Genomic DNA, 11,807 nt, shown 5'->3' with positions numbered 1-11,807 from the left:
ATCTTTATTTGTCTTTGTCTTTGCGCAGCACCATGCGGCGCTTGCGCTTGGGGGCGGCCGCTTCGTTACTCAGAGTCGGCGCAGGCGAAGAAGACGGCTCGGCGAAGGCGCGGCCCGGAAGCGGCGCTTTCGGCTCGAGCTGGACGTTTTTCTCCACGAGGCCTTGTTTCATGAACGCATCGACCTGACGCTGCAGGTCCTGCACGAGGTCAAGGATCTCCTGCTTCTGCTCCGCCGTCATCTGGCGGCGGTGCTCCGGCGTGATGCCATGCTTGTTGAACATATCGGCAACGAGCAGCTCGCTCATCCCTTTGGAGATGTGACCCAATTGCTGTTGCGGTTCCTGCGCTTGGTCCGCTTTCTTATCCGGCTCGCTCATCTGCAACCCCTCCTCACAGCATCGTTCCTTACAACGTATGCGAAGTGATCAGCGGCGGGAATTGCAGCGAGTGCCCAATTGCTTGCGGCGTGCTCGCGTTTTATTTGCGCTTGCCTTTGTTGGGGTTGCTCTTGCCTTTTTTCGGCCCGGCAGCTTTAGCAGGTTTGGGAGCAGCACCCGGACGGCGCGTGACGATCTTGCCTTGCTCGAGGCCTTTGGAGAAGATGCGCAGGTTGAGCGCTTTTTCGAACTTTTTCACGATGAACTTCTCATCGGGCGTCAGGATCGAGACCGACACGCCAGACTGGGTGCCGCGGCCGGTGCGGCCGGCGCGGTGGACGTAGTGTTCGGCGTCGATCGCCGGGTCATAATGGAACACGTGCGTCACCCCTTCCACGTCCAGCCCGCGCGCACCGACATCGGTAGTGATCAACAGCTGGAACTTGCCGTCACGGAAACCGCTCATCGCCTGCTCGCGCTGGATCTTCGCCGCTTCCCCGGACAGCCCTTCGGCGGTCAGGCCGAGCTTGCGCATCTCGGAGACCAGCCACATCAGCCCTTTGTTTTCATTGACGAACACCATCGCCCGGTTCACGTTGTACGCCCGCACCAGTCGGCGCAGTGTGTCCGGCTTGTCCGGCTTGCCGGTCGAGAACCAGACGTGTTCAATCTTCCCGATCATCGAACCCGCTTCCGTCTCCAAAAAGACCGGATCGCGCATCCAGTCCTTGGCAATCTTCTTCGCTTCGTCTGAGACGGTCGCCGAGAAGAAGAGCAGTTGACGGTCGCGCATCGTGCTTTTCACGATCTCACCGACCTCTTTCAAAGAGCCCAGCTCCAGCATCTGATCCACTTCGTCGATCGTGATCGACTTCACTTCGTGGACTTTCATCTTCTTGCGGCCGAGGATCTCTTTGATCCGGCCCGGCGTGCCGACGACGATGTGCGGCTTTTCTTTCAGCTTGTCGATCTGGCGGTCGATGTTCCCACCGCCGACCAGCGCCAAAGAGCGGATCTCCGTGCCTTCCGTATATTGCTTGATCGCGCCTTCGATCTGCATGGTCAACTCGCGCGTCGGCGCCAGGATCAGCACCTGCAAGGCACGCTTGTCCGCTTCGATCTTCGCCAGCTGAGGGAGCAGATAGGCGAGCGTCTTGCCTGTGCCGGTGCGGGACTTGCCGACCACGTCTTGGCCGGCCAGGATCAGCGGAATCGCCGCCTCCTGAATCGGCGACGGGGCCGTGATGCCCGCTTTTTCCAGCGCTTGCAGCTGATAGCCGGGCAGTTCATATGTATGAAAAGATGTTGTCATCGAAATTTCCCCTTTCTTGCCACTCTTTGCTATCATACCCGAAACGGGGCGAAACAAAAAGACACGAGAGTTGAACTCCCGTGTCCTTACTGATACGTGACCGCCTGCTTGCCCATCATCTCCCACGAACGGCGAAAGAGCTCCCGGCTGACCGTTTTGCGCTTGCCGTCGAGCGGATCGTTGATCAGCACCGACGCTTGGTTGAACCCCACGACCAGCACCGCGTGTTCATGGAACGTCGCAGCGACTTGTCCGCGCGGGCCGCTCCAGTAGACCCACTCCCGGGTCGTGTCAAAAAAGCTGGTCGTCCACGCCACGACAGGGCGACCCGAGGAGACGCTCTCCAGCACTTTGTCAAACGGCTTGCCGGAAAGGTCCTGCGCTTGGCCCGGCAGATGGCGGTCGAGCAGTTGGGCCAGCGGTCCGTGATAGACGCCGTATCCTTTCTGCCGGCCGGTGATGTCGCCGACAAATCCCGCGTTCGGGTCGCCCCAAGCGACGATGCGCCCCGCTGCGTCCGTCTGCAGCGGTGTCAGGTCTTTGGCGATTTCCTCCGCCAGTTGAAAGCGGCTGACCGGCTTGCCCGCGTGCTGCAACAGCATCGAGAGGCTGACGACTTCACAGCCGTTGTTCAGTTCCGGCATCTGACATTGGATCGGCACCGTCAGCTGCACCTGATCGGCCACCGGAGGCCAGACCGGCCAAAACGGCGGCGCGACGGCCACCGCTGCGGCGAGCGCGAAAGCACCCCACATGCCCATCTCCCCCTTCGAGATTACCGTTCCCTTCCACAGGCAGAAAAAAACCGGTCCTCTACCCGAGGACCGGTTCGCTCACCCATTTTTACTCAGTAGGTACTCCGCCCACAACTGTCGGCGTCGGTGGGACTTGGTCTGCCCGTTTCACCGCGCCGTTCCCTGCCGTGATCGTCACAAGGAACATCAAAACCGTACCAACCAATACCCATTTTTTCACTAGATGTCATCTCCTCATACCAATTTGCTGACTTTTCGCATTGAAATCGACAGCCTTTCGATAGAGGTCTACTGCCCGCGGATCCTGTTGTTCATAGAGTTTGTCGGCGATCTCGACGGCCACTTCGTACGCTTCCCGCACCAGCTGGTGCTGTTCGTAGATCGCCAGCACTTCTTCCAGCTTGGCGATGTACGCATCGAACTGGCCCTGATCGTCCAACACCCTGGCGATTAATCGCGTAGCCAACCCTTTTTCTCGATAAACATTTGTTTGAACTTTATCGACCATCGAAAGTACTTGGTTACAAAGTTCGACAGCTCCAGCTAAATCCCCTTCTAAACGGTAGATTGCCGCTACGTTAACGAGCGTTTCACAAAGGTACGCTTCTTCGTTAAGGATCTCATAAATTTTACGAGCTCGCTGGTAATGAGACAACGCTTGGGAGTTCTCGCCGTGGTCTTTGTAGAGATTGCCCAAGTTGTTGTTGATCAGACCGACGTCGAGCAGGAAGGAGTTCTCCTGCGCCTCGCTCAGGCAGGCCAAGTAGGTTTCCTTGGCCTTCTCGATCTCGCCGAGCTTGCGCAGCGGCGTTGCTTTCATATAGGAGATGCGCAGGCGAAACAGATGCTTGGAGTAGGCGCTGGCCAACTGCTCCGCTTTTTCAGCATAGCGGAGCGCGCTGCGGTAGTTCTGCATGATGATGTGGCAGCGCACGAGGTTGAACAGGACGCTCAGGCGCACATCGTCTTTGCCTTCGACAAATTGGAACTCTTCATCCGCCCGCAGGTAATAATCGAAGGCCGCGACCATGTTGCCGCTCAGTTCGTAAGCATGACCCAACTCGTACATCAGGAGCAGCTTGTGCGCAGAATCCTGAGGTAGCCCTTGATCGAAGACGTGCTGCACTTTGTCGATGACCTCGTGATGCTGTTTCGTGCGGTTGAGCAGTTTGCATTCGACGAGCAACGCTTCGAGGAACAAGGTGCGGTACCCCATGTCTTCGCTCTGCGCCAGCACTTCGCGGACGTACTGAAACGCTTTGTCTAAGTTGTTCGCCGTGTTGGCGTCTTTGGCCAGCTGCAGCGTTTCGGTCAGCTCTTCCTGCATCGCATCGAGCGTCTCGATGCGCTCCACCGTCACCCCGAGGCGCTCGGCCATCAGTCTGAGGAGGGTGCGTTTGATATAGGTCTTTCCGTTCTCGGCCTTGCTCAATTGACTCACACTACAAATTCCCTCTGCCAATTCGTCCTGAGTCAGCCCTTTGAGCAATCTGTATTTGCGCAAGTTCTCCCCGATGATCCGATTGCGATCGTCCACATCTATTTCCAGTGACACCCTATTCACCTCAATTCCGTTTATCAATTATGCAACAATTATAACAAAGTATGAAAAGAGTTGCCTATCCCCTGATGAAGTAAACGAATGGATACGGATGAAGAACATTACTATTCTGCTGGCAGGAATTTGATCTACAGGGCTGGTAGATATAGTAAAGGATATTGAAATGGGGGTATAAGTTTAATGGAGGTCGTGATTCGCAGAGCGGTTGCGGAAGATTTTGCCGAGCTGAATCGGGTGGCGCGGCAGGGGCAGGATGAGCACGCCGACTCATTGCCGCACATTTTTGCAAGGTGTGAGCATCCGTTCGGGCGGGAGTTTTTTGATTCGTTGTTTGCGTCAGAGCAGTTTGAGCTGCTGGTGGCCGTGCAGGGAGAGCGCTTGGTGGGGTTCTCGCTCTTGGAGGCGTTGACAGATCCCGGGCTTTATTCGCTGGTACCGCGGAAGTATGCGTATGTGCGGGATTTTGGCGTGGACACGGAAGTGCAGCGACAAGGGATCGGACGCAAGTTGATGGCGGCAAGCGTGGACTGGGCCAAAGAACAAGGGGCGGAGCAGTTAGACTTGAAGGTCTGGGAATTTAATGAGCAGGCGATCCGGTTTTATGAGTCCTTGGGGATGAAGACGATCGCGCGGACGATGTCCGTTACGTTGTAGTTGTAGGCGTCCTATGTGGCAGGCAGACTGATTCTGTCCGGCTACAAGTACGAGAAATTCTTCCACCAGCCGGACAGTTTCCCCGTGCTGACTCGCTCAACGCGGGTCGTTTTTCCGTACGTGCGGATACGGACACCGCAGCAGCCGGATCTGCTCTCGGAGCTCCGCATATTTCATCCACTCTTCCCTCGGCACCACCGGCTGTCTGGGGGACACGGGACGGATCTCGCGCTCAGGAGATGATGTCTTCTGCAGCCCTTGTTCCGGCTCGGGCGCCTTTTGCACCTGCATGGGCAGCCCGTACCAGCCGGCCAGCCGCGTGATTCGATCGATCATGGACACTCCCTCCCTTTGCCAAATAGCTATGCAAAGGGACTTGAAATTATTATAATAATTTCCAATTACCCGATTCCGCTAGAATCGAAAGGTGAAAGGTGGAGTGAAGATGAAAATCGGACTGGTCCGGCACTTTCGCGTGAAAAAGGACTTCCCGACCAAGCTGGTCACGCCAAGCGAAGTGACGCAATGGCTGGACGAGTATGAGCACACCGACGTGGAGATCGCGACGACCGACCTCGGCGGCATCGACTGGAAGCGCTGCTTCGCCAGCGACTTGCCCCGCGCCGCCAAGACGGCGGAGACGATCTACGACGGCCCGATCACCCAACTGCAGGAGCTGCGTGAAGTGCGCCCGCAACCGATCACCAACCGCAACATCAAACTGCCGTTCATCCTGTGGGGAATGCTCGTGCGCGTTGCGTGGTTTCTCAACCACAAGTCCCAGCCCGAGCCGCCCAAGGAGATCGAAGCACGCCTCGCTGCCGTGCTCGACAACATCCTCGCCCAAGGGGAGGAAGATGTTCTGATCGTCAGCCATGCCGCCTGCATGATGTTCATGCAAAAAGAACTCCGCAAGCGCGGCTTCCACGGCCCCAAGCTGGGGACGCCGGTGAATGGGAAGCTGTATGTGTTTGAAAGGTAAAAACGACCCGAGTACCTGTTTGTCGGCACCCGAGTCGGTTTTTATTTAGTAAAAGGTAAGCACTTTCGATCCATCTACATATAGGGATACTCGTACATCCGCAGCGGTGCGTGTTGCCAAAATCTCTAGCATGTCAGTTTCGTACGTATTCGAATAGAAGCCGATGAGTCGCACGAGATACAGCGAGTATACCGGACCCGACTCCCGCATCTCAAAAGAGTTCGCATGTAACTGATCGGTGCCCAGATACTTCATCGTTTGCCCGGACAGCTCCGCCCGAATCTCCATCCGGTTCATCGTGGCAGACTCTGTCAGCCTTCTCGGCAGTTGGATCTCGACTTGATACTCGATTCCCTGCATTTTGTCCCCGTTCGTATCCGTGATCTCCGACACCCGCGCCGATTTGCCTCGGAGATGCACATCCGATGTAAAATCAGTCTCCACCTTCGGTTGCTCCGGCTCCTTCGGAACTGGAACCGGCCTCGAATTCGACACGGGTTCTGTAACCGAGTCCGAAGTCGGAGCCTGATCCCCGCTAAACGCATCGCCCAGCAGCAACGACAAACCCAACACCACGACGACACCTACGACCGTCAACCATTTTTGATCCACCGCTGGTCACCCCAACTTCGTATAATTCTCTAAGTCACGCACCAACCAATTGAGCGACTGCTGCCAGAACGCCTCGTCGGTCAGATCGACTCCGAGATGCTTCCAAATCCAGCTCCTGCAGGTAGTAAAAGTCCACACAGAGGGACTCCGGTGCTAGCAGTTCATGTTGGCACCCGAGTCGTTTTTGCAGGTTAGAGCTCCTTGACCTTTTTTCCGTCCGCATAGAACGAGATACGCAGATCCTCAATGACGTGTGTCGCCAGCTCATCGAGTTTGTCTGTGTCAAACGTATGTGAGGCATAAGTAATTAAGTGTACCTGGTATACAAGATACTGCTGATTAGTCTCTCGCAATTGAAACACATTCGCATGAAACTGGTTCGTGCCAAGAAAATTCATCGTCTCCCCAGAGACGGCGGCCCGCACTTCCAGCCTGTTGTTCGCGCTATACATCTCAAGCCGTCTGGGCAGCTCGAGCTCTACCATATATTCGATCCCCGGCAGCTCCGTGCCATCCGAGTCAGTCATCATCGCCGTCCGGGCCGTCATGCCGCGCAAATGCACACCCGTTACAAAATCAGTCTCCACCTTCGGCCGCTCCGGCTCCTTCGTGACCGGCTTCGCATTCGACACAGGTTCTGCAACCGAGTCCGAAGTCGGAGATCGATCCCCGCTAAACGTATCGCCCAGCAGCAACGACAATCCCAAGACCACGACGACGCCAACGACCGTCAACCATTTTTGATTCACCGCTGGTCACCCCAACTTCATATAGTTCTCCACTTTCCACGTTTACTTCATATTTAGTACACGGAATTTCTAAGGTTCAAATAAATACAAGTCTAACAGAAAGTTCCAAACAGTCAATCTGCGACACATCTTTTAAAGGAGTAGGCATCCTCCGGCTTGTCGTGTCGCTCAGGGTACGCCCGTAGAGGTCGCTTTGCATGTTAACGCTGTGTCCTTGGAGCCGGTGGCGAAGTGATTGTATTACCTTAAAGCACCCTACTAACTAACAAAAGAAAACCGAGCTGCAAAGAGCTCGGCTTTCTTTCTATACCTCTATTCATTTACGGACGCTCCAAGCGACGCACCCGGCGTTCCAGCTCATTGATCTCCCGCTGTTGGCGTTCCACCTGACGCTCCAGCCGCTCCACGCGCTGCGGCAGCAGCCCGCCTACACCTAATCCCGGTGGTGGATACCCTGGGCCAGGTGCCGGAACGGGTCCACCTTGCCCGACCGGGATGAAAAGCGTCTGTCCTGCGAAAAGTAGCAGCGGATTGATGATGTTATTGGCCGCCATGATCGTCTGCACAGGCACGCCAAAACGCGCTGCGATCGCGTACAGATTGTCGCCCGGTCTCACTGTATATTGCATCTTTCGCAATACCTCCCAAGGTCAAATGTCCTTGTAGTGTATGTGCGGAGGGATGCTTGGGTGTTTGTACGTCTCACAGGAATGAGACTATTCTTGAGAGAGTTTGTTAGTATAGTAAGCTGCACTTCCACGCTGAGAAAGAGAACGCTCGAATGCTTGTTCCGGTGTGTCGTTGATCAGGTCATCCAAGAACTGCTCCATAAGCTCCGTCGAGTTGGGCAGAAATGGCAGCGCGCCGATGTTCACCTTCTTGATGCTCTTGTAAAAATGGTGTTCGGCAAATTCAGCTTCGTTATGGTACGGAAACAGTACATAGGCACCGAACATGCTTCGCTCAAAACTTCCGCCTTCTTCACTCAGGATCGCATCCCGATAGCGGTGCATGGTGTTGATGTCCTCTTCCTCCGGCCCCGGCGTTTTGTACCAGCTTTGATAATCGGTGCCGCTGTAGGCTGGGTTGAGACGGTACTTTGCATCGAAAACGTATTTGTATTCGATAGGGGAGTTGTGCTTTTTGAGTGCAAAGACGTTGTCCGGCTTTTGGGACAAGGTCGGGTGGTTTCGTGAGATGTCCCCTTTGGGCAAGGCATTATAGAACAGCGTGAATCTTTCCCCGTTCTGCGGATTGCGGAAGGTGACGCTGGCGCTTCGCTTTTTGTCCAGACGTACAAATACACCTTTGCGATCCACACGGAGGATGTTTTGTGAAACCAGATCGTATTTTGCTTTCAACAGCTCATGGATCTTCAGGAAGCACCAGTATTCATAAAGCTGAGCCACGTCTTTGAGCGACATCTGGTAGAAATCGCCTTGCAGAGAGAGCCCTTTTGTCAACAACAAGTAAAGACGATACACGTCGCGATATCCCGGTGCCATTTGCAGGACGAGCGTGAGCGACATGTGACGCATCTCTCCGACCTCTTGTAAGAAGTCGAGCCGAAGCAGGCGGTCTACTTGCTTCTGATAGCGATCAATGAGCCCTAACTTGTCCTTTTGAGCGGGTGACAGTCCATTACGCCGATTGTAGCTCTTGCCCGAGACTCCATTGCGGAGTGATTTGAGACGATCCAATATTCGGGTGAGTGCCCAGCGCACAAAACGGTTTTCAGCCGTATCATAACTGGTTCGCCGTTTGGTCTCGATCAACTTGGCAGGATGGTACCGCTCTGCTCCGATTTTGATGACTCCTTGATCATGTTTGGCGAGCAGATGCGGTCGTTTCGAGAGGTAGGAGATATTCTCCTTGCCTGCTCGTTTGACTTTGTCTGCGGACACTACGCGGTTGTCCTTCTCTAACCGGTGGTGCGGCATCTTCTCGATTCGTTCCACCGCTCGGACCAGTTCATCAAAATGCGGCCTGAGCAGTGAGAAGAACTCGGTCAGACTTTGGCTTTGTGTGTTGCGTACACCGGCGGTACTGTAAGTCTTTCGCATGAAGTCAAACGCGAGGTTATGCACTTGCCGGTTCACATCGTCGCGGATGGCTTCGTAGTCTTTTTTGTAGTCCATTTTGGAGGGGAAAATTTCGAGTTGGACTTTTAGGACAGACTCCCCTGCAAGACGTATTTCAAAGTCGGTGTACCCTACTTCATTTCGAAAATTGAGCACGCCCGAGAGTGTATATCTCCCACGCGGCTTAATAGTTTGGCGTAACGCATGGTCTTGGTGATAGAACTCTAGTTGTACATCCGTATTCTTTTCAATCAAGACCTCGTACCCTTGGTGCTCATAGAAACAGGGTAATGCTCGATGAGAGTCTAGATCCTCAAGCTGTCCCGTCATCGGTGAAAAGAGTTGCTTCTTCTCAATCTCGACCCGTCCGGAGACAGGTACAACGGAGATGGCTGCATCCACCCAGGCATCTTCATCCCGGTGGAGTTGAAGGGCTTCGACAGTTGGGTGAAACGGTTTGCCTATTAAATAGAGATTGAACAAGTTCGTTTCGACCAACAGCAACGTTTCATCATGATTCCTACGCGAGCCAGAACGAGGTGAATCCATCCTCTTCTAACCTCCGGAGCATGAATGCAATTTTTTGTGAACTCTGCTTGTAGGCAAAGCTGTCAAAGCGAGTTTCATCCGTTCCGAAGACGAGGTTGTACAGTTCGGAGTCTTCTTCCATGAGATGGTCAGCTTTGTATTTCCTAACGTCTTTCGTTGTGAAGTTGAGGAGTTCGACCAGAGTGTTTCTCACACTTTGACTGCTCCCCTGAATCCGAGGAAGAATCTTCTGACACAGTTGGATGTCAAATGCATCCGATTCATCGAGAAGCCCGAATCGCTTGTTGTAAGTTAAATAGAAGCAAATCGCGTCGCGAATCCGGTAGCCCACATGGGCATTGATTTGCTCAAGTATTTTGTTGACTTTGGCGAGTCTCTCAACGCTTGCTTTCAGATATGGATGATACTCCTGAGCATCTTTGATGTTGAGATAGTCGCTTCGAAGGAAGGATTGGTGGACTTGACAGACTTCGGCATCGCCCTCAATTCCAGTCGTGTTGTCGTATAGATCCATTAACTCAATATGATTGAACTCAATTGTATTCGCGCGGTCGAGTACCTTTTTGCTAAACGGATGTGTCGTCTCATCCATGTTGACGGTGCCGATGATGTAGACGTTTTCCGGGATGCAAAGGTCTACGTCCCCTTCCTCGCATTTCAGGGTGACTACTTTTCCTGTCGTGATGCGTTTGGTATCGTTTTCGTCTTCGACCCACTCTTGCGTTTCCATCAAGCTGAGGAGATCGCTGAAATAATGCTCGACGCGGGCGAGGTTCATTTCATCCAGACAGATAAAATAAGTTTTTGCTTGGTTCTCTGGGTTTGAAGCTCGTTCCAATACTTCAGTCAGGCGCCCTTTCACAAACTCCCCCGCTATGTCGCGATAGCCGATTAGATCAGACGGGTCGCTCCAGTCCGGTCGCACAGGAATTAACTCGAATTGGGCGTTATCTCTCGTCGCACCTACTGCTTCTGCGAACAGCTTCACTAGCTTCGTCTTCCCTGTTCCGGATATCCCTGCAAGGATCACGAACGGCTTAGATTTCAAAGAAAGATAAAAGTTCTCGATCAGTAAGTCAGGATAGGAAAACCCTTGCTGCTTAATATATTGCTTGATGTTGCTGAGGGTCTTCATTACATTTTTGTCTTCAATTTTTTGAAGCTGCTGTGATTGCGGTCTGTCTGCCACTCCAACCTCCTGATCTACCAGTTCTTTATAAGCTGTCACGAGTTCGAAAAGGTCACGTTTGATCTGCTGCTCTTCGGGAACAGCTCCCTTATCGTAGCTTTTGTGAGCGATGACCCAATTCCTATAATCGGACTCAGAATACTTCTCATCTTCATCGACCAGATCCGTTTTTTCAAACCCCTCAAGGTGGAGCTTGTTTCGAAGATTTTTCACGATTACTTTCAAATGTGCTCGACCATCAGCTTTGAAATCTTTGACTGGTTGATCACTGTGTTTCAGCGTGAGATGGATTCGATCCTTAGAAAAGAGATAGCAAATGTAGTACCCTTGCATTGTCGTATCCGTTATTCGAGTGTCTAGTATCGCTACCCAAGGCAGAACGGCCATGTTAGGTCGACCTGCCGAACCCTTAATCTTATAGGAATTAAATCTGAAGAAATTGAGATCTGCAAGTTTCCCAGGAATCTGCTTCTCAATCACATCTACAACAATCGTATGATCTATTCTCTTGGCCGGTGTTGCCCTTGGATACTCCCGCAACACTTTCTCCAACAGATCATGCAGCACAGACGATTCCATTTTGTTAATCTCTTGCTCAAGTTCTTGTTCCGCTTCTTGTCGAAGATATCCAATCACGTTGATGTTCATTTCCATCCATGCCTCTGTCCGAAAGCGGATAATATCCGCTCCCTTGTCAACCTCGATTACACGCTTTAAGGCATGGATTGGAGACTCAAGCACGTCATTTAGTTGACCGAGAGTTGCTTCCCCCCAGCTCAACATCTCTTTCAATGGTTCCTCTACAGGAAGCCCCTGCTCTTCCCTACTTCTATAAAATGACGCAAAGCTTTCTCGTACCTTTGAATAACGCGCTACCCCCGTTGCAGAATCCATATGATCAAGCAGAGACAAGATAAGCACCATTTTGTATGTTTTGTTACGCAGTTTGAATAGATCTTTCAGGACAATTGGCAGGCTCATCAC

General features: G+C 53.0%; 12 protein-coding genes. 2 read left to right on the top strand and 10 right to left on the bottom strand.

Annotated features, from left to right (window positions below; all coding sequences use genetic code 11):
* Nucleotides 1-4: 4 nt before the first annotated feature.
* The 4 genes from EV586_RS07610 to EV586_RS07595 all read right to left on the bottom strand — a co-directional run bounded on the left by EV586_RS07610 (nucleotide 5) and on the right by EV586_RS07595 (nucleotide 4,001).
* Nucleotides 5-379 (bottom strand): hypothetical protein, encoded by a 375-nt coding sequence (locus EV586_RS07610; protein WP_132944465.1) that lies wholly within the window; start codon nucleotides 377-379, stop codon nucleotides 5-7.
* Between the two features lie 100 nt (nucleotides 380-479).
* Nucleotides 480-1,691: a DEAD/DEAH box helicase gene (locus EV586_RS07605; protein WP_165898405.1), complete on the bottom strand. Its 1,212-nt coding sequence runs from the start codon at nucleotides 1,689-1,691 to the stop codon at nucleotides 480-482.
* Between the two features lie 86 nt (nucleotides 1,692-1,777).
* A complete protein-coding gene (locus EV586_RS07600; protein ID WP_165898403.1) occupies nucleotides 1,778-2,446 on the bottom strand; it encodes a C39 family peptidase in 669 nt (222 codons plus the stop codon).
* Between the two features lie 226 nt (nucleotides 2,447-2,672).
* Nucleotides 2,673-4,001, bottom strand: a complete 1,329-nt coding sequence (locus EV586_RS07595; protein ID WP_165898400.1) for a helix-turn-helix domain-containing protein — start codon at nucleotides 3,999-4,001, stop codon at nucleotides 2,673-2,675.
* Nucleotides 4,002-4,187: 186 nt separating this feature from the next.
* Here EV586_RS07595 and EV586_RS07590 point away from each other — a divergent pair, with 186 nt between their 5' ends.
* The gene (locus EV586_RS07590; RefSeq protein ID WP_132944461.1) at nucleotides 4,188-4,661 is read left to right on the top strand and encodes a GNAT family N-acetyltransferase; all 474 of its coding nucleotides are present in this window, start codon (nucleotides 4,188-4,190) and stop codon (nucleotides 4,659-4,661) included.
* A gap of 96 nt (nucleotides 4,662-4,757) precedes the next feature.
* Here EV586_RS07590 and EV586_RS07585 read toward each other — a convergent pair whose 3' ends face one another.
* Nucleotides 4,758-4,997 carry a hypothetical protein gene (locus EV586_RS07585; RefSeq protein WP_132944460.1) on the bottom strand — a complete coding sequence of 80 codons (240 nt, stop codon included), beginning with the start codon at nucleotides 4,995-4,997 and terminating at the stop codon, nucleotides 4,758-4,760.
* A gap of 109 nt (nucleotides 4,998-5,106) precedes the next feature.
* Here EV586_RS07585 and EV586_RS07580 point away from each other — a divergent pair, with 109 nt between their 5' ends.
* On the top strand, nucleotides 5,107-5,643 hold the full coding sequence (locus EV586_RS07580; protein ID WP_132944459.1) for a histidine phosphatase family protein: 537 nt from the start codon (nucleotides 5,107-5,109) through the stop codon (nucleotides 5,641-5,643).
* A gap of 45 nt (nucleotides 5,644-5,688) precedes the next feature.
* Here the strand turns inward: EV586_RS07580 and EV586_RS07575 are convergent, their stop codons facing one another.
* The 5 genes from EV586_RS07575 to EV586_RS07555 form a co-directional block, all read right to left on the bottom strand.
* A complete protein-coding gene (locus tag EV586_RS07575; RefSeq protein WP_132944458.1) occupies nucleotides 5,689-6,255 on the bottom strand; it encodes a hypothetical protein in 567 nt (188 codons plus the stop codon).
* 191 nt (nucleotides 6,256-6,446) lie between these two features.
* A complete protein-coding gene (locus EV586_RS07570) occupies nucleotides 6,447-7,004 on the bottom strand; it encodes a hypothetical protein (protein ID WP_132944457.1) in 558 nt (185 codons plus the stop codon).
* A 320-nt stretch (nucleotides 7,005-7,324) separates the two neighbouring features.
* Entirely contained in the window at nucleotides 7,325-7,633 is a 309-nt protein-coding gene (locus EV586_RS07565; RefSeq protein ID WP_132944456.1) for a LysM peptidoglycan-binding domain-containing protein, read from the bottom strand.
* A gap of 87 nt (nucleotides 7,634-7,720) precedes the next feature.
* A complete protein-coding gene (locus tag EV586_RS07560) occupies nucleotides 7,721-9,634 on the bottom strand; it encodes a restriction endonuclease-like protein (protein ID WP_132944455.1) in 1,914 nt (637 codons plus the stop codon).
* Nucleotides 9,606-11,804 (bottom strand): MrcB family domain-containing protein, encoded by a 2,199-nt coding sequence (locus EV586_RS07555; RefSeq protein WP_132944454.1) that lies wholly within the window; start codon nucleotides 11,802-11,804, stop codon nucleotides 9,606-9,608. The genes EV586_RS07560 and EV586_RS07555 overlap by 29 nt, the downstream gene beginning before the upstream one ends.
* Between the last annotated feature and the right edge of the window lie 3 nt (nucleotides 11,805-11,807).

The organism is Tumebacillus sp. BK434, from assembly GCF_004340785.1.
Lineage (GTDB): Bacteria > Bacillota > Bacilli > Tumebacillales > Tumebacillaceae > Tumebacillus_A.
This window is presented reverse-complemented; position numbering and strand designations above follow the sequence as displayed.

Excerpts from the sequence above, each read along its gene's own strand:
- EV586_RS07610 (WP_132944465.1), bottom strand. The coding sequence starts at position 379 with ATGAGCGAGCCGGATAAGAAAGCGGACCAAGCGCAGGAACCGCAACAG.
- EV586_RS07605 (WP_165898405.1), bottom strand. The coding sequence starts at position 1,691 with ATGACAACATCTTTTCATACATATGAACTGCCCGGCTATCAGCTGCAA.
- EV586_RS07600 (WP_165898403.1), bottom strand. The coding sequence starts at position 2,446 with ATGTGGGGTGCTTTCGCGCTCGCCGCAGCGGTGGCCGTCGCGCCGCCG.
- EV586_RS07590 (WP_132944461.1), top strand. The coding sequence starts at position 4,188 with ATGGAGGTCGTGATTCGCAGAGCGGTTGCGGAAGATTTTGCCGAGCTG.
- EV586_RS07585 (WP_132944460.1), bottom strand. The coding sequence starts at position 4,997 with ATGATCGATCGAATCACGCGGCTGGCCGGCTGGTACGGGCTGCCCATG.
- EV586_RS07580 (WP_132944459.1), top strand. The coding sequence starts at position 5,107 with ATGAAAATCGGACTGGTCCGGCACTTTCGCGTGAAAAAGGACTTCCCG.
- EV586_RS07565 (WP_132944456.1), bottom strand. The coding sequence starts at position 7,633 with ATGCAATATACAGTGAGACCGGGCGACAATCTGTACGCGATCGCAGCG.
- EV586_RS07560 (WP_132944455.1), bottom strand. The coding sequence starts at position 9,634 with ATGGATTCACCTCGTTCTGGCTCGCGTAGGAATCATGATGAAACGTTG.
- EV586_RS07555 (WP_132944454.1), bottom strand. The coding sequence starts at position 11,804 with ATGAGCCTGCCAATTGTCCTGAAAGATCTATTCAAACTGCGTAACAAA.